The organism is Proteus sp. FZP2095 (genome assembly GCF_023701425.1).
In the GTDB taxonomy this organism is placed as follows: Bacteria; Pseudomonadota; Gammaproteobacteria; order Enterobacterales; family Enterobacteriaceae; genus Proteus; species Proteus cibarius.
Genome location: NZ_JAMQBJ010000001.1, coordinates 1,183,005 through 1,201,195 on the forward strand (window position 1 = coordinate 1,183,005; position 18,191 = coordinate 1,201,195).

The following is an 18,191-nucleotide window of genomic DNA, read 5'->3' on the forward strand; positions in this document are numbered from 1 at the left end:
AAAAAATCTATGGTTTCGAAATTACAGGAAGAAAACCATAATCAGTAAAAGCCTTTATCCCTTCAGCTCGCGTAAAATAATCAGCAAGTAATTGTGCTTCTTTTGGATTTGCTGATGTTTTTAAAACAGCAAGTGTTGCCACTTCTTCTGGACTGCCCTCAGGAACTGGAAGTAAAACAAGTTTATCTTGGTTTTTCATTGCATCTGCATATCCAATAATGGCGGCATCCACTTCCCCATTTAATAAATACATAAGCAATTGTTTAATCGTTGCAGTGCGCACAACAACTTTATCACGTAATTTATTGCCTTGACCTGACGCATCAATGAGTTGCTCGCCACTTTTTCCTAACGCGATAGCTTTAGCATCACCCATTCCTAGTTTTAATGAGCTATTCGCAAGATCTTCTAGTGTTTTAATATCACCCACTTTATCTTTACGCACAGCAATAACTGGAATATGACGAACAATAGAATACTGATTAACGACTTGGCCTTCTTTATCTAACTTTTCCACATAATCTTGTGAACCAGGAAAGAATAAATCCCCCTGCTTAGTTAAATTAAAGCGTGTTAATATTTGACCTGAACCGCCATATTCAATAGTAACTTTATTTCCTGTCTCTTTTTCAAATACACTTACAATTTGCTCTACGGGTTGTTTTAACCCAGCTCCAGCATAAAGATGAAGCTCGGTTGCAAATGTATTATGACAAATTAATCCTAATGCTAGTCCTAAACCAGCAAGCAATTGGCGTTTCATAAATGTGGAGACCCTAACTATCGTTATATAATTTTTTATATAATGTATGATGTGACAGTTTAAGGCAAGAGGCTCATATAAAAAAAGAGAAAAATGTTAACAACATATCATTTTTATCTTTTTCTTTATGTGTAAGCTTTACAAAGAAAACTACTCAAAATAAATGCTTCAAATATTTTATTTTTATCAGAGATAAGTAGATCTTAAATTAGCAGTTTGCCGACAAATCCTCGCTTTCACGAGGATTTTATTACTAATTATCTAGCTCTAATAATGCCAACGCTGTCACTTCATCAATCACAATATCAGTGGCGTAACCTCCTTTTATCGCCCCTATTGTTGCCTGAATATTTTCCACGCCACCTGCAATAAAAAGTCGCTGTGTTATTTGTCTTAATTGAGCAAGGCTTATTCCCATAATCCTAAGATCAATATCAGAAACCAAAGGATTACCTTGCGCATCATAAAAACGCCCACAAATTACACCAACAGCACCCAAATCACGATATTGAGCCATTTCACTACTCGTTAAAACCCCCGTTGTTACCAGAGGATTGTCATCGCATGTATTACCCACGACAAACAGAGCTTTATTACACTGATTTAGCGCTGAAAAATTACGCCTAATAATGGGCTCAGCTTGGAGTTCCATTGCTAGGCGTGCGCTAGACACCACCGCAGGTACATGTAAATTAATACTGCACCCTGATAACTTGTTTGCGATTAACGCGGCTGCTTCTGTTGTTTTAAAATCAGGTTGTGGTGCCACGGCACCTATCATTTGTAATACTGTGATATTTTTTAATGACTTGGGTGGAAGATAATTACCCAATTTATAAATTGTTCGTCCCCAAGCAACACCTAAAATATCATCGTCATTAATTATCTGAGAAAGATACATCGCTCCTGCTTTCGCTAATCTTTCTCTGTTCATATTTAAAGTATGTTGCGATTTATTCTTTTCTTCATCAGGCAAAATAAGCACATTATTAAGATCGAATTTTGCTTTTATTCTTATGGCATAATCAATCGTAGAAAATACTGATGAATCCAAGTTAATATTTACGAATCCTTTTTCTCTAGCTAGATGCAAATATTTCACTACAGTGACACGAGAAACACCCATTATATTTGCAACTTCACTTTGGCTGAGTCCGTCCTGATAGTAAAGCCATGCAGCATAGAGAACGGGATCATTATCAAATAAACTCGCGTTTTTTAGCGAATTATTATCCATTTTAAACCCCACAAATTTTTATAAATCTTATGACTAATTAATTTATTTTATATTAGAGATATTATTGAAGATAAAAATGCCTTTGGCAAAATTAAGTCTTATAACACAAATAGATACATTTCATTAATCTACTAATAATATCGGCACCCTGATATTTTTCTTTACTACAAGAACCTTATAATACGTAAAAAGCCCTTAATAATGCCGTAAACAGTTCATATCGAGAAAGTTTTTTTTGAAAATGCAGTTTTATTTTGCTAAAAATAAAAATATTAGCTTTAAGTTTTAAAAAGTTTTATTTTGATAAAATTAAAATAACCCAATCCTTATTGTTGCTATGAAAAATCAAATTAATTTTAACAGGAAAAAGAATGATAATTGCATACTCTACAGCACCAAATGAAACAATCGCTAATGAAATTGCTCACTACCTCATCAATGCGAAACTTGCTGCTTGTGTAAATTTAATCCCTCAAGTCAAATCTATTTATTATTGGAATAATGAAATTATTGAAGATAATGAAATACTTATGATGATAAAATCTGAAAAGAGTAAACAGCAAAACTTAATTGAAACTCTTGTCGAAATACATCCTTACGATATTCCTGAAGTAATTATAATACCGATTGAAAATAGTTTTAAAGGTTATCTTAATTGGATCCATACATCCTTGAATTAAAACAATGTTAAATTTTTAGTGAGGCTTCTTTTTTAATATTTTTTCAAAAATATGATAATAAATTGTAAATAAAATCATCTTATTCCATCTCAATTATTAGACAAGTAACTTATTGTTAATGTTAAATTAAACTTCTTATTTTAAATTAATACAGGTATTTTAAATATACTTTACAATAAAAATAATTTTAATTTTGGCCAGTAACAATACAGATGGTTAATTAAATAATAAACAGAAGATTATTTATTTTATTGGTATGAATATATTTTAAATATATATAGGTTAAATAGCTTTTAATGCTAAATTAATAAACTTACCAACATCTTATTCTTTTTATTTTCTGTTATAATAAACGGGCTTTCTCTAAATTACATACAAAAAGGAGTGAGTTGTGAAAACAAACAGAGTCGCAAGACGTATTTTAGGTTTACCTTATAATTTAAGTCGGTCTAAAAGGAAAGTGCGTTTTTCCATTATTGCCTCTACAAATGCTGAAAATATACCTGCTGAGTTAAAAAATTCAGCTAAAGTCTGTTTAAAACAGGATTTCAGAAAGAAAGCAGAGCACAAGCGTGTCTATATGAAGTTAATAGATGCTTATCCAGAGTATCTTGCAACCAATTAATATGGTTATACGCCAACGCTATTTGATAAATATTTTTGTTTTCAGTTTATATACTTAAAATATTAAAAATAGCATATCCCTTACGTTACGTAAGGGATATTAGCTTTCTAGGCTAGTTTATTTTCCCACTATTTATAAAGCTCTTTTCTTATATTTATAAGTGCAACCTCCGCGGTTGAAGGATCAATTTCATCAGGCAATGTGCTTAGTTGAAATGTATTCTCAATATTCTTGATAAGAGTTTTACTACGCTCTAATAATTCATCATAACTAAACTGACCGGCTTTAATTGCTAATAACTCATCTCGATTATCACACCAAACCTTTACTTTCCCTTCTTGTGCGATCCCCAATGCAATATAGAGTAATCTAAAGGTATGCATCATATTTTTACTGTCGTAACTTCGCCCATGATCGATATTTTGTTGGTAACGAACATCATTACGTTGCTCAACCCACTGCCAATATTCATGATATTGTTTTCGATATGCGCTATAACCTTCTTTATTAAAACTAAGATAACCTTCTAGTTTTGCTATTTTAGAAATACTGCTTAGCAGTACATCATTAGCACTTTCTTTTTTTATTATTCCTTGATAATTCGCTTTATCATCATAATAAATTGCATAAATATCTTGAGCATGGGCAAGTTTTGTTAATCCAATATGTTCTTGTTTCCAATGTCGATTCTCTAACCAAGTATTGATTAAAATTGTTTTTCCGTCTTCAATCACATAACAAAAGTCGAGAATAGTTTTTAATGTTTTTTCAATTGGATTTACTATTTTTTTATTTAGTCCCTGAGCTTTTTTAATTTGGCCTTGCGCATAGTGCACAAATGTTTGAATACATGTTTTAGACAAAAACCACTCTGGCTTTATTAATGACATTAAAGGGTGTCTATAAATAACCACATGTTCAGGTGAATTAAGTAGCTCTAAAATATTAGGATTAGATGCACACAATAGTTCTATAAATCGTCCTAGTTCATAATAAACGATATCATTGGTTTCATTACTGACTTGCGGTGTGTATTCCAACCCATAAAAAAGATCTTTAGGGAGATAAAATATGCCTTTAATATCCGTATCTGATGTTTCCGTCGCAAGGTTATGAGAACGACTTCCAGAGATACTTTCAAATAAAAGGTAAGGCTTTATATCTTCAATGGTCAGTTTCATCTAATTTCTTCCTAAACCAATTATTTAAAATATCATTATCTGGCACTGTTCTTTTTGCTAATTGAACATTTGTCTCTTGCCATAAAGAAATCACTAAATATTGCATCGCATCTGTTGGGATCCAAGTAAAATGCTCATTTTTATCTGATTTAAATTCTACTAGCTCTTTGATGGCTTTTTGTTCTTCAACAGTTAAAATTTTTATCAGCTTATCCAATTCCATAGGTGGTATATCACCCGTTTTTACTGTCCAATAAGCGGATAAAAGAGAACGCAGCATATAGAACCATTTTTTTAATTTTATTGGCGCTACACTAATCTGACTCTTTGAGTTATTTTCAGGAGAATATCCACTTACAACTTTAGCGATTCCTCGGTAATGGTGAACAATCACTTTGGGTTGATAATAGAGTTTTGCAAGCTCAAACAATTCCTTTTGGGCATTAGGATATTGTTGATAAATTATCGGTGATTGTAGCCACTCTAATAATATACAGTTCGATTTACGTAATAAATGCAGTGCCTTAGTAATATCCCAAGCACCAACATCAAACCAACTGTTTTCTATCCATTCAAAGGTTTCTTTAGGTTTATCGATAGAAAGATAGGCATTGCGAGGGCGTATAAAAATCCCCCTCACATCATAATCACTATCTGTTGAGGCAAATCCCCAAGCTCGGCTACCACTTTCTGCAACATAAAGTAATTTAACTTGATGCTCTTGTTCTATTTGCGGTAATTTTTTTAATATCTCATTATGCATGATGTCCTTATCTCCTTATTTGTGATTTTTTCACTAATTTACATCTCAACGTTAATATTCTATGGTTATAACACAGACATAAGCCAATACAAACTTAGTCAAATTCCCATTTTATCCATGTGTAATTAGGTGGTTTATAAATTAAAATGATAACCTCACAACAAGCACAAGATATCGTTCTTAATCATTGTCATTCATCACCTTGTGGTGAGCAGTTTGCTATTTATTTTTGTGAGTTATCGCCTAAGCAAGACTTTTGGATAATCCGTTGTAACTCTGAGCGTTATGTTATTTATAATCAACCAGAGCATTGTTATGTTGGTGTAAATGCCTATTTAGTGGATACCTTTACGGGTAAAATTGATACCGTTGGCAGTGGAGAAAGTGTCGAGGATTTTCTGCAAGATATCTACGATGCCAAAGCCGCTGGCAGTCAGTTTTATCTTCTTCGCCCTACCTTTTCTAAAGAAAACAAAATCGCATTACTTAATTTAAAACAATGGTTAGGATACGGATATACCGACACCGTTAATTTACTCACTATTAGTAGAAATTGGTTTACAGGTAAACGCCGCCATTTACAACATATACAAGCATTATTAAATAAGAGTAATATTGAAACTGAAATTGTTCTCGTGGATAAAATCGAGCATGCCATTATTGTCGATAATAGTATATGGTTTGAAGAGGATATTATAAAAGAATTAAGGAAGGCTATTAGGAATGAGAATTCATGCTAATGAATTTAATTACTATTATTTCTAATATATTAAGTTTATTAGGTATAATACCAAATATTATTTTTCGTTATTTATCGCCATAATATTTTAGAAGCCACCAGTAACTTACTGATGGCTCTTGGTTTTTTAATCTTTATCAACTATTGCTGATAAATGGTATTTTATTCCCACTCAATTATATTCTGGTAATTTAACTCACTGATAAATATAAATTATATTTAAATTAGATATCACTAACACCGTCACCGATACCGTCATTATGAAATCTGTATACTTTTTCATCGGTAAGAATTGAGGAGTTTTTCCTTTGCTTCCAGCTCTGAAATACAAAGGTTGAGTGTTCTGGTATTTTCATCTGCACGCTGAGCTTCACGCCCATATCGTTCAAGTGTTTCTCGTAGTTGTCGAGAAAGTTCACTGGCTTTGGCTTTCTCAACTCGGCAGGTATTGGCGTTATCGGTACTTGTAACTTCTGTTTTCGTGGTACCGGTTGAGAGCTGCATCCTGTCAAAGTGATTAAGAACACGATCAAGCAAAGCGTCTGTGCGTATCGTATCATGCTGTTGTGCGTCATGATATATCTCCAACCTATTCTGCTGTTCATTGTCTGCTTGTTTACGCAGTTCAATATTTGTGGCCACTTCCTTTTCATCTAATTGATTACCTGCAATCTGTTTACTCATTGCTCGGTTATCAAAATAAATACCACCAGCAACAAAGCCAGCGGTAAAGGAAACAGCCAAAGCAATTAACGCTATGACGGTTTTATTCATTAACGAACCCCATTGTGCTCTAATGAAAAATGATTACCGTCAGGACGAGTTTTAAAACGCCCGCCCCAACTTCCGCCCAATGATTCCCAATACTCCCCCAGTTCTTTATAGTCGCTGGTGGCTGTAAGGTATTTTCCGTTAGCATCAAATAGGTTGAAATCAACTGCTAAACGTTGAGTATGCAGACTGTTGCTAATACCCGATCCTTTCTTTGCATTTAATTTAGCTTGTTCTTCGGTACGATAAGCCTCACCAAACGTCAGTTTATATCCCTTCTGCTGAGCAAAGGTGATCAGCTTTGCAACCATACCTGTAAACGTATTCTGTTTATCGACTAATGACATATTCACCCCTTTATAAACTTGATGACATTGCCTTTACTGACCAGCAACGTTGTGCAGATCAGGATATTGGCAAAGATGTTGTAGATATCAGCGTGATAATTAGGATCGAAGTAAGCGCGAATAGGTACGCTTGAAGAGTAAGCAAGAATGAGGAAAGCTAACCATCCACCTTTTTTACAGTGTTGTCTGCCGTCACGTTTAAAATAGAACACACGTAGAAATATGACAGTACAGATGATGGCATTAACAATAGTGAGCAATGTTTCGCATTTCATTGTTGCCCTCCTTGTTTCGGTATATCAGCCCTTCCGTATGCTTTTACGCTTAACTTAACCACAAGCAAAGCAGAAACAAAAGCACCTACGGCATCGATATGTTCGATTTCGTATTGCTCAGGTTTCACACCGAAAAGACCAGTAACAGAAATAAAGATAGTTGCTGCAGGGCTAAAGAATATAAGACCACAAACGAAGCTTAGAAAAGCTAATACCGATCTACGTTTAAAGCTATATTCAGTAGCAGCAGTGGTAAAGAAGATGGCTCCCAACAGTGAGCCCATAACAACTTCTGCTGGAAGCCCTGCGAAGTAACCAAGAAAAGCAGTAGTGCCAATCCCTGCTTTTGTGTAGACATCTTCTTGCATGAGTGTAGTACCAGTGATTAATGAATAGTCATGATACTACACAACAAGAAAGATAACCAAAAATGCAAAAAAAGAAACTATCCAACTAGTAATTTTATAGTATCATTTTCAGTATTACGAGGATAAGATCCTGTATAATCAATATCAATTAAACATTGTCTATAGTTGTCTAAATTATCATTATGTCTAGTGATACCAAACTCTACGGTGAAACCACCATCATTCTCTTGAACAGCTCTAAAGAAAATAGGTTTATCACTACCAGTTGAAACTTTATCACTTAACATTACGTCATATACTAGACCTTCAGTTGTTCGACTAAATGTTAATATTGCAGATTCTGTTTTGAAATTATCACTAGCAGAAGAAATACCATCAGCTAAAGGCGAGACGTAATGTGTAAAATAAATTCTAAGTATACCGTGTTTTTGCCTAGGATTAGCTGATGTGCTAGATGTTATCCCATCATCAAATCCACCAAATATTCTAAATCGATGAGTCTTACCAGCTCCACGAACAAGAACTGTATTCTTATAACCAACCTTTAAACAACCAACTTCTCTCGTTCTATTTTCTTTAACTGGATAAATGGTAAAAGGCGATCCAATAATAGCTACGTCTGCCTGTGATACGTATGGTGCAAAGTACTCAGATTCACTGCTGTTTCCTGTTTTATTTTCCCACGGGTTTTCTATCCATGTATTCTTAGATAAAGATGGCTTTTCAAATATATGATTAGATAATAGATCTTCGTTTATTGCTGTAAATAAATTAAATGCAAGAGAGATTTGTTTTCCCTCTCTGTTTTTCATTTTTGGAATGTTACCCCAAATAATGAAACCATCATTACCAGATATTTTACCTAGCCTTGAAGGTCTATTTGTAGATCCAGTAACGCCCGTAAGTCCATTTACGCTAATAGTTCCACTATAAGCATTAAGTACTGTTCCTCTTATTAATTCATAACCAACATCATCAAGAGAAATAAAACCAAAGTAACACTCTAACCCTCCATTATTTCCCACGTTGTCATAAACTCCTTCACCAAGTGAAGATGACGACATATTGCTATACTGAACACCTAATTGCCACGCTACACTTAATGGATTTCTAGGCCAACTATTTGTTATTTCTGTTGATGTACCTGATAACCTGACTGGCCCACATAAATATGACTCAAAATTCGATATCTGACACATCCAAGTATGAACATCAAGCGGGTAAGTGAAGTTTTGTAGCTTCACATCATCAATAATCAAGAACGGACAGTTTACCCCGCCTTCCTTCGCAACACGCCAGTCCGTATTTGAGCCCCAATCCACATGTGTACTTTCTACCGCAAATATGCCTCGAGAATTACCGTCTAATACCTTTTGTGCGTTTGGCCTGTATAAATAGTATGGCTCATCATCTTCACCAGGAAGTTCCAGATATGCACTGGCATTGATGCATGAAAACGATTTTAGTATAACGCCACCTTGACCATCCCCCACCATCCCTTCTCTATCAGCAAGTGTTAGCCAATCATCATTAATCGCTCCTTTATATAGAATCTGTGTACCTGATGTGACATGTATTCCATGCCTACGACCACACCCAATAATCGTCGTGTTCGGATAAATAGTTAAATTACTGACAACGGTGTCACCAGTAGGAATCTGAACTATTTTCCCTGAATTAATAGCTTTCTGAAATGCATCAGTGTCATCAGTAACTCCGTCCATTTTGGCATTAAATGGCGCATCTGTTACCCATACTGAATTTTTAAGTTTATGACCTATAGTTGCCGGAGCATACATAACATTATGAGAAAAACCAATTTTACCAGAGCCATCTTTTTTATTTAACTCAAGCAACACATCAGAAGCCGATCCACTCTCAGGTAAAACAGTTATTGGCTGACCATTCTCATCAAACGCTAAAATTTTATTGGCGCGTTGTTCCGTGTTTGGTAATGCATTAATAGGCTTATCCTTAACTCGTAATGTCTTACCATCAATATCCTTAATACTGTTATCAATATAGTCTTTATTTACTGCATCAGTACCCAACTTAGGCGGTGCTAAATTAGCAATACGATTACCTTTAGCATCGTAATAATTCGACAAATAGGTGGGTTTGCGTAGACTTAAAGAGAAAGTGCCCAATGCTTTTTGAATTAACATCGTTAGATAATCAAAGGCATCTTCATGTACTTCTGCAAAGAATTTCCCCTGATTACGTAAGTCAGTTTCTTGTACAACGGGTAAATCACGTTCTAATAATATCTTCCAGCCTTGAGCTAAAGGTTTATTTAAAACCACCTTACCGCCATGATAGGAACCTGCACCAACAATAGTGTAATCAGTACCATTCTTTAATGTTTTTTCATTGCCGTCACTGTCAGCAACCACAACAATCAAATGCTTGCTTTCAAAGATACGGAAACGAAAATCAAAATCCGTTGTTACGCCATTACCTACATACTCTTCATGGCTTAGTTCAGTAGATACCGTCATTGCTCATCTCCTCTGGTGTTAATGAGGATATGATACGTTTAACTACAAAATATATCCATATTTGCAATAATGGTTATCAAATAGAAAATTAAATTAACCATTTAGATAAACATTTTAATGCATTTACATTATTATAGTTTACGTAATTATTTTCATTAGTGAGGACTTTAGCCATGGAAAAGAAGTATAAATACCCTGCACCAGCTAACTATCCAGATGTAGTGAATACAGATGAAGGGATTGAAAAATTAATTACAAAATCAAACCTTGAAGCACTTTTAACAAAGATGGAAAGCGATGGTCATGATGTATCAGCTCCGCTTGTAGAACTGATAGCAATGAGAAACTTTATAGTTCAAAAGATGAGAGGCAATAAAAATATAATACCGTTGGTGGAATGTATTTTAGCTGAATTAAAGAAATGAGAACAATGCACCGCTTAAGCGGTGCTATTTATATATTTCGTTAATAAAATCACTTTTTGATTCTTTATATTTCTTACCAAAAAGACTTTTACAAGCATCATCCATTACCAACTCTGCTTTTTTAAGCTTATCTTTGCAGTGAAAAAAGTACAAACATAAACCTATTGTCGCAAAAACAAATAATACGGTTTCGCCATGTGGAAATAGAAAACTCATAAACATACCAAAAATACAGGCAATAAGAATATATTTTGCTGTATTGTAGCTAAGCATTGCATCATCATAATCTTTCTGTATTTTTAATAATTTATCTTTATTCCACATGGCGTTTTCCCTACTTCATCTGCTCTTCCACTTGATTTAATAATGGTGACAAATAAAACAAGTTTTGGAAAGGTAATAGTTTGCGTACAGATCGCACTTCTCTATCATCAAACTCACCATTTAATACACCTGATGTAATGTTTTTAATATCACCACCGAGGTCAAATGTAGGCCCTAATAAGGCACCAATCCCATTACGACTTTGATAACGTGATGCTGGTGGCCCACCAAACATGGCACTCATACCATAAGTACCACCGCTAAGGTTTTCCAATACGTTATTAGGCTCACCTAACCATCCCATCATTCCTGACCAGTCTAACCCTTCTTTCACTAAGTTAGCTGGTTCGGTATTAATATCTCGTCCTGCCATTTTGGCCTTGAGAACATAGACTAGGGATCCAAGTGCAACCTGAAGCAATGCACCATAATAGAATGATGCATCACCCGATTGTATGCCTGAGACCAACGCTCTATTGTGAGTAGCAAAGAAGAAGGTTTTAAACTGCATAACTATCTTACCTAGTTCACTGCTCATCATTAATGGTGTATCACCAATACCTGGTGTTATAACTGTAGTTCTTACATCTTTTAATACTGCCGCTTGGAAAGTTTCACGCACAACACGATCATCCCACAAATGGCTATGCCCTGTTAACATGCCGTCTAAGTCTTCACCATGTCGCTTAAATTGATCTGCTATACGCTTTAGCATTGATTCATCGATACCAATATGAGCCAGCTTCTTTATTTCTTGTTTACTTAGCGTACCACCAGCATCTAAAGTATTTGCCGCTCTAAGTACCTTAGATTGAGTAATAACACCAGACCACATTTTCATAGTATCGGTGTATTGATTCATCAATGTAAGATTGCCAAATTTCTGTGATGACCACTGTAAGCCACGCTCTAAATAACTACGTCTGCTATATGGATCATTAAGGTCAGCAATCACCTTAGAACGACTGGATAATACATATTCAAGACCAATACCCATTTCACGTAAATCAGCTTTAGCAATGCGCATAGCACCAATATCAGTTAGCATCTTACCCAATGGTTTTAACGCACTACGTAAACCGTGTTGCATAATCGGACGAGCCATATCAGGTAACGATGATATTGTCATACCACCTAATAAACGTAAAAAGTTAACGTGACGAGCCACACGACCAGCACGAACAAAAAAACTAGAGGGATCTTTAGGTGCTCCGTAGGTTCCTAATAGACGGTCACGCATAGCACGAATATCACGTAAATCAGCCTCTCTTCTCGCTTCTAATCGGCTACGTTCTTTAGGTGTGGTTGCATCAGCAATAAGCTGGTTGTATTCCTCTGTAATCGCTTTGATTTGATTATCCATATCAACACGACCAAACTTAGCAGTGAGTTCAATTTCAGGCGCGACTTGGCGAATATAGTTTTCCATCACATAGTTAACATCTGATTCGAGATAGTCTTTAATGCGTTCATCAGGAATGTTAAGCGTTCTATCTTTTGTAAAACCAGCACGTTTAACTAACCCATCAGGGATTAGCTCACTGGGTACAATGCCAGACGGTGCACCAATAATTTTATTAACAATATCATCTGCTGCAGCATCTAACTCTTCACGCTCTAAAGGTGTCATGCGATTCAATGCGGACTGTCTAATTCTGTCATAGCGAGTTAATGAATTTGCAGTTCGTGTTAAACGACGATGTTCATTTCTAAACTTGCGAGGGTTATCAAGAATATCAACGCTACGTTGTAACGCAGGTAATTTATTCTCAGCATCATTAATACGCTGTAATTTTCTTTGTAATGTTGCTTGTCTTCTTGTTTGTGTTTTATTTAGCTTAGCAAGGTTAGATAGTGAATTTAACTCAACTTCTACCGCATTCTTTTCATTAATGATTTTTTGATATTTATTAATATCATCCATCAACAAAGATTTTTTACCTGACCAACTCTCAGCCTCTTTAATCTCAAGCCCTAAACGTTCAGCTTGTGGTGAAGCGTTACGTGCTTTATCAATACCAATTTCAGCACGATTAAGGCTACCTTTGGCTTTATTTATTGAGGTTTGATTAATCTCTTCTAACCAGTCAGCAATGATTTTCTTAAATTCAGTACGATCATTTAAAATTTTGTCGAATTTATAAATACGAGGGAAATAGCTTTGTGCCGTTGTCACCTTTACACCTTCACGCAAGATCCCTAATTCAACCATTCTATCTTTGGTTGCTTCGACAATAGGTCTAATAGAACGTGCCGCCTCAGCAATTTGTGGTATCGCATGAGTATCACCGTTACGCATAGCATCACCAACAGCTTCACTAAATTGGTAATAGCTCATATCACGGCCACCAGATTGACGATACTGTTTAAAGTGGTCTTTCGTCGATTCTACTTGCTTATAAACAAGTGTTTCATAACCTCTCACTTTTGTTTCAACAGCGGTAAATGTCGCAATACCTTCTTCATTTTTAGCAAAGGTAAAGTTGTTTTCTGTGAGTTGTTGGTTAATTTGGCGCGCTGTTTTAGATGGTGATTGAGCAACACGGCCAACAGGGCTAACCATCATTGTTCTATTAACAAAAGAGGGTCCTTTTAGTGTCTCTTGTTCAAGTGTGGTATTAGCAACTTCCGCAGCACCAATGCTTCGATCACCAGATTGATTGGCTGGTGGATTATTACTTGGTTGAGGTTCAATAATGTCATTTCTAACTTTATTAATTAACTCACCTCGATTTCTAACTAATTGCGCAGCTGAACCTAAGGTTCCACCAATCATGGCATCAAGCGTAACGTTAATCGCACTCTCAGTTAATGTTCGTGTTTCTTGGGTACTATGTAATGCCATTTCAGAAGCTACGCCACCAGCAGTATTTGCCAATGCAAACTTACCTGCTGTTGCACCAACACTACCACCTTTTACTATTGCACCACCTGGTATCATCATTGCGGCAACATTAATTGGATCAATAACCCCCATTGCTATACTACTCACAATACCGGCACCGCCTGAATCCATTAATTGCTGTCTGTCGTTTTTCTCACGATCAATACGTTGTTTTATTGCTGCGGTTTCTTGAGGAGAGTTTGAATGAATAAAGGCATCGGCATAGTCTTCATAACCTGAAAGCGTTAATTCATCTTCAAATGGGTTATAGCCGTCTACATCTTCAAATTGATTAAAAGGTGCAGTAGCAATCAAACTACCTACTGAGTTATCGATACGAAACGCCGCATCACGTAATTCTTTAGTTTGCCGTCTATCATCAAGCGGATTAATAGGATCATACCAAGACGGTGAAACATTATCACCATAAGTAGGTTCAGGTTGCTGAACAGCATTAATATCCGCAGATAAAACATCATCAGGTTGTTGTTCGTAAATAGGCATCAGTTTTTATCCCAAGAAAAATAATTATTGAATTTATTTACTCGCTCATTGTGAGCTTCTTTATATTGCTCACGGATATTTTGACGACGTTCATCAAATTCTGAGCGTGATTTATCCAATGCTTCTTCTCGTTCCCTTTTATTCTGTGCTTCCTTAACGCTTTGCTGACGTTTTTCCATTACCTCTTTGTACATTGGTGATGATGACTGTTCTGGTTTAAAGCGAATAGGCAAGCCGTTATCTCCCGTGTATGGACGATAAATAGGGATATCATCACTACCAGTTTGTTTTATCATTATGCCGTAGCTGTAATCTCTTGGTGTCACTGCATCAGAGACAATAACGATTTCAGTGCCAGAAGAAGCGCCACCAAATGACTTAGACATTAATTGCTTTTTCTCTTCCTCCCATTGGCCAGCGATCCAGTTTCCAGCACCTGATTCATTAATACCGTATACGGCTTCTGGTGCATAACGCATAACTTCTTCACTGCCATTGATATTAGATACCGCCCACGTTCTTTTAATTTGAGCGTTAGTCATTTTCTTGGCGAGTTCTGCGTCACCGCCTGTTTCAGCAAAGTTAGCGTCATACAGCGTTTGATAGTCACGTAAGTAAGCACCATTTTGAGTACCAGGCTTACTAACGCTTGGTGAAGAAAATGGTTTATACCAAGGGTAAAAATCATTGATATTAGATTGCGCCGCTTTATCTCTATCCTTGATATATCCTTTATCCCTGATTTGAGAAGCGATCATTTGCTTAGTACGTTCATCTTGTTCAAATGTCGTCTTAAATGCAGTTTCTACCGCTTTCTCATCAGGCATACCAGCTCGACTTAAACTATATACTTTTGAGTAATACGCCATTGTGTTTGATGGAATATCAGTTGCTGATGCCGGATTATTATCAAATATCTGCCCATACATTTTCGCGATAGGAAGAACAACTTCAGGATCTTTAGATGTTGCCCCCATATTCAATACAGACTTAACTTGTGATGGGATAATCCCTGTTCTTGCAGTAAGTTCAGCAACGGCATTTAAGCTATTATCATCACGTAAATTAAAGCTCTGCTGAATATGTTGTTCAAAGTAATCATCTGCTGCCTGCTGATTATTCTTATCATTAGGATCAAGCGGAAAGTTATTTTGAATGGAAAGCTGTAATCGGTTAGCAGCAAACTGTTTATCTTGTTCCTTGATATTGCCTTCAACGAACTTACCAAATTTCTCCCAACGTTGAATTTTGCTTTCGTAGTTTGCTTCACCCGTTTGAGGTCTAATTTGTGATAACAAAGCTTGCTGTGCTTGTGGAGACATCTCTTTAGCTGCTGACATAAAACCAGCATAACGCTTAGCTTCTTGCATATCGGCAGACATAGCAGAACCTTTGTCATAGCCAAACACAGAGATTAATTCATCATGAGTAGGCGCATTAGGTGCTTCAAGTCCTCTTTCCCATGCTGCGTAAGAGTCAGCGACACGAGTACCGAATTGTTGCTGTAACTCACCTTGCTTTTGCTTACGTAGCTGTTCTGCTTGTCGTAAATATTTTGCTTGGTCAGCTTCATCTAAAGCATCGAAAGCGGCAGATCCAGTTAATAGTTTTGGTGCTTCAGATGTCGCTTGCAATTCAACAAAACCAAGTGCTGACTGTATGCCTGTTGCTATCTGCTCATCAGTGTAATTAACACGGTTACGCCCATTCTCTTTATACATTATCGCTGTCGATAAATGCGTTAAGGTATCGAGATTCGTTAAATCTAATGGTTGATTAGGTGCAACACCAAGGTAATCAGATACATACTCAATGTATGCCTGAGTATCATTATTATCTTCTGGTGGCGCCCAACGATTAATGATCTGCTCTGGTGTAACAAACCCTTGTCGAGCATAAGAAAGTAGATTTTTACCTAATGCTCTAATACCGTGCTCAGGTGTGGCAAACTTAGCAAATGCCCCGTCATCACCGGTTTGCCCTACCCATTTATTGCTAGATATCCGAATATTACCGGGATTGTTGTTTCTAACCCCTCTTACTCCATCATTTGGTACATTATTAGTTGGTGCTCTACTTACAGTACCAAGGCTTGAAGGTTCTCCATTTCGTTCTAAGAACCCCATATAATCAGCACCGAGTTGGTTTTCAATCGCTTTACGTGCAGTCGCTACTTTGAATTCTTGTTTCTTGGCGAGGATCTGCTCTTCACCCCAACCGTGTGATAATCCAAACTCTTCTATTTGCTGAAACACTTGTTTATGTGCAGAGATATAAGCCTGATTATCACCGTACATTGATGCGGCAGACTCTGCATTTAATGTTAGCGTTGATTGAAACTGATCTTGTTCATAAGCTTTGATTTGCCCCATCTCATGACGATTCGCTTGTGATGCAAACTGAACACCCATTTCTTGCGCTTGTTGCATAAAGCTTTGTCGAACAATATCGTCAGGTAATGTTGATGATATTTCACTAGCATAATCACGAAATGACTGCTCATACTCAGACGCTTTGCCAATCGCATTTTTACCTTGTTGAGAAAGTAATCCATTTTGTGGATCTGTCATCAGTTCGTTGGCTTTCTGTCGTAGCTGTAATGCGGCATCTTGCGCCAGTGCAACGTTGGCTCTTTGTTTTGCTTCTGCAAATAAACCAATATATTGCTCACCGACGCGGCCAAAGTCAGTGCCAAAAGCATCAGGTGATGATTGAACAGAAAACCCATTATTTGGTAACTGTTCAGGCATAACCGTTCTATTATCGTATGTAGGAACCTTTGGCATGATTAAAATCCTTTTGGTGCTTTAGCAAATGTCTTACCCGCTTTCGCAGCACCTGAGCCACCACCACCGAATGGACTCCATGTACCACCAGCCAACTGATACGCGCCATAGGCTTGAATAGGTGCTGTTAATAACGTTGTCATTGCACCCATATTGCCTGAGCGTCTTGCCATTTTTGCATTAAGGCGCTCATTCTCAGCTTGCATACGATAGCCATACGCTTCACGAGAAGCGTTATTAACCATAGTTAACGCATCAAGCTCACCCATTGCGGCAGTATCACCCAAAATATCTAAAGCACCTGCAGTACTTAAATCAATGCCACTGGCTGACATTGTTGCTGCCTGTGTACCGGCTAATTGGCGAGTGCGTCTACGCTGTTCTTGTGCCTGAGCATTGCCTTTATTAATTGCATCAAGTGCAGCATCTTCATTAATTTTGGCGTTTTGATTTGCCACTGATGCTTGAAATTTACCATCGGTATATTGTCCGTATGCTTGCAATGCAGAAGTACCAATCACTGCAGCCGCTAATGTTGTTGGTTCACACATTATTTAGCCCTCAATGTAAAACGATGGAAAGGTAACTGAAGTAAACCTGCTGGCTTTGCTTCTTCAATCTGAAACCCCAGCCAATGGAGCCAAGCCTTAGCAATATGATTACGTTCATCGACATAATTCATCAGTGTTGGGTATTGCCCTAACATCTGTTTTAAGATGGGTTTACAGCGTCGTAGAAAGGTTTTCTGGTGTTGCTCTAATAAGTCAGTTCCCACCAACCAAGGAACACCTAAACCAGTAAGTAATGAGCCAGAAGCAACACCAAAAATAGTCACCACCTCATCATTAATAATGCCGGCATAGGCTTTAGTAGAAACAGATAAGCCATGTCGTAATACCTGTTCAGGTGTTTGCATTGACATAGCGTAGAACTCATCAACATCAGATTGTCTTACATGTGGCAATAAACGAACAATATGTTCATGAGTAGCAGGAATAATTTGTACATGATGTTTTTTCAT

Annotated in this window: 18 protein-coding genes; 4 read left to right on the forward strand and 14 right to left on the reverse strand. The window is 36.7% G+C overall.

Annotated elements, in window-relative coordinates; translation table 11 throughout:
* Nucleotides 1–7: 7 nt before the first annotated feature.
* Both modA and NBG71_RS05610 read right to left on the reverse strand, forming a co-directional pair.
* Complete coding sequence (gene modA / locus NBG71_RS05605; RefSeq protein WP_075674266.1) at nucleotides 8–763, reverse strand: molybdate ABC transporter substrate-binding protein; 756 nt, start codon at nucleotides 761–763, stop codon at nucleotides 8–10.
* Nucleotides 764–1,016: 253 nt separating this feature from the next.
* On the reverse strand, nucleotides 1,017–2,000 hold the full coding sequence (locus tag NBG71_RS05610) for a sugar-binding transcriptional regulator (protein ID WP_075674265.1): 984 nt from the start codon (nucleotides 1,998–2,000) through the stop codon (nucleotides 1,017–1,019).
* 371 nt (nucleotides 2,001–2,371) lie between these two features.
* Between NBG71_RS05610 and cutA the strand changes: the two genes are divergently transcribed.
* A complete protein-coding gene (gene cutA / locus NBG71_RS05615) occupies nucleotides 2,372–2,680 on the forward strand; it encodes a divalent-cation tolerance protein CutA (RefSeq protein ID WP_219495587.1) in 309 nt (102 codons plus the stop codon).
* A gap of 391 nt (nucleotides 2,681–3,071) precedes the next feature.
* Complete coding sequence (gene sra, locus NBG71_RS05620) at nucleotides 3,072–3,305, forward strand: stationary-phase-induced ribosome-associated protein (RefSeq protein ID WP_075674263.1); 234 nt, start codon at nucleotides 3,072–3,074, stop codon at nucleotides 3,303–3,305.
* A 128-nt stretch (nucleotides 3,306–3,433) separates the two neighbouring features.
* On the opposite strand, the gene NBG71_RS05625 is transcribed toward sra, so the two are convergent.
* Nucleotides 3,434–4,486 (reverse strand): DNA polymerase beta superfamily protein, encoded by a 1,053-nt coding sequence (locus tag NBG71_RS05625; RefSeq protein WP_159364069.1) that lies wholly within the window; start codon nucleotides 4,484–4,486, stop codon nucleotides 3,434–3,436.
* The gene (locus tag NBG71_RS05630; RefSeq protein ID WP_196563782.1) at nucleotides 4,470–5,249 is read right to left on the reverse strand and encodes a nucleotidyltransferase domain-containing protein; all 780 of its coding nucleotides are present in this window, start codon (nucleotides 5,247–5,249) and stop codon (nucleotides 4,470–4,472) included. The genes NBG71_RS05625 and NBG71_RS05630 overlap by 17 nt, the downstream gene beginning before the upstream one ends.
* Before the next feature lie 146 nt (nucleotides 5,250–5,395).
* Here NBG71_RS05630 and NBG71_RS05635 point away from each other — a divergent pair, with 146 nt between their 5' ends.
* The gene (locus NBG71_RS05635; RefSeq protein ID WP_075674260.1) at nucleotides 5,396–5,989 is read left to right on the forward strand and encodes a hypothetical protein; all 594 of its coding nucleotides are present in this window, start codon (nucleotides 5,396–5,398) and stop codon (nucleotides 5,987–5,989) included.
* Nucleotides 5,990–6,267: 278 nt separating this feature from the next.
* Here NBG71_RS05635 and NBG71_RS05640 read toward each other — a convergent pair whose 3' ends face one another.
* From NBG71_RS05640 to NBG71_RS05660, 5 genes are all read right to left on the reverse strand, one after another.
* Nucleotides 6,268–6,762, reverse strand: a complete 495-nt coding sequence (locus NBG71_RS05640) for a hypothetical protein (RefSeq protein ID WP_196714658.1) — start codon at nucleotides 6,760–6,762, stop codon at nucleotides 6,268–6,270.
* Nucleotides 6,762–7,106 carry a M15 family metallopeptidase gene (locus tag NBG71_RS05645; RefSeq protein ID WP_020945794.1) on the reverse strand — a complete coding sequence of 115 codons (345 nt, stop codon included), beginning with the start codon at nucleotides 7,104–7,106 and terminating at the stop codon, nucleotides 6,762–6,764. The genes NBG71_RS05640 and NBG71_RS05645 overlap by 1 nt, the downstream gene beginning before the upstream one ends.
* Before the next feature lie 2 nt (nucleotides 7,107–7,108).
* Nucleotides 7,109–7,381, reverse strand: coding sequence for a phage holin family protein (locus tag NBG71_RS05650; protein WP_004243326.1), 273 nt, complete (start codon nucleotides 7,379–7,381; stop codon nucleotides 7,109–7,111).
* A complete protein-coding gene (locus NBG71_RS05655; RefSeq protein ID WP_020945795.1) occupies nucleotides 7,378–7,749 on the reverse strand; it encodes a putative holin in 372 nt (123 codons plus the stop codon). The genes NBG71_RS05650 and NBG71_RS05655 overlap by 4 nt, the downstream gene beginning before the upstream one ends.
* 77 nt (nucleotides 7,750–7,826) lie before the next feature.
* A complete protein-coding gene (locus tag NBG71_RS05660; protein ID WP_250916612.1) occupies nucleotides 7,827–10,247 on the reverse strand; it encodes a glycosyl hydrolase family 28-related protein in 2,421 nt (806 codons plus the stop codon).
* A 173-nt stretch (nucleotides 10,248–10,420) separates the two neighbouring features.
* Between NBG71_RS05660 and NBG71_RS05665 the strand changes: the two genes are divergently transcribed.
* Nucleotides 10,421–10,672, forward strand: coding sequence for a hypothetical protein (locus NBG71_RS05665; RefSeq protein ID WP_239739632.1), 252 nt, complete (start codon nucleotides 10,421–10,423; stop codon nucleotides 10,670–10,672).
* Nucleotides 10,673–10,696: 24 nt separating this feature from the next.
* On the opposite strand, the gene NBG71_RS05670 is transcribed toward NBG71_RS05665, so the two are convergent.
* Genes NBG71_RS05670 through NBG71_RS05690 form a run of 5 tightly spaced genes read right to left on the reverse strand, consistent with a single transcriptional unit; the run spans nucleotide 10,697 to nucleotide 18,191 of the window.
* Entirely contained in the window at nucleotides 10,697–10,996 is a 300-nt protein-coding gene (locus NBG71_RS05670; protein WP_250916613.1) for a hypothetical protein, read from the reverse strand.
* A 10-nt stretch (nucleotides 10,997–11,006) separates the two neighbouring features.
* Complete coding sequence (locus tag NBG71_RS05675; RefSeq protein ID WP_250916614.1) at nucleotides 11,007–14,384, reverse strand: hypothetical protein; 3,378 nt, start codon at nucleotides 14,382–14,384, stop codon at nucleotides 11,007–11,009.
* Nucleotides 14,384–17,170 (reverse strand): hypothetical protein, encoded by a 2,787-nt coding sequence (locus NBG71_RS05680; protein ID WP_250916615.1) that lies wholly within the window; start codon nucleotides 17,168–17,170, stop codon nucleotides 14,384–14,386. The genes NBG71_RS05675 and NBG71_RS05680 overlap by 1 nt, the downstream gene beginning before the upstream one ends.
* 2 nt (nucleotides 17,171–17,172) lie before the next feature.
* Nucleotides 17,173–17,721, reverse strand: coding sequence for a hypothetical protein (locus NBG71_RS05685; protein WP_250916616.1), 549 nt, complete (start codon nucleotides 17,719–17,721; stop codon nucleotides 17,173–17,175).
* Nucleotides 17,721–18,191, reverse strand: a complete 471-nt coding sequence (locus tag NBG71_RS05690; RefSeq protein WP_250916617.1) for a hypothetical protein — start codon at nucleotides 18,189–18,191, stop codon at nucleotides 17,721–17,723. Before NBG71_RS05690 ends, NBG71_RS05685 begins: the two co-directional genes overlap by 1 nt.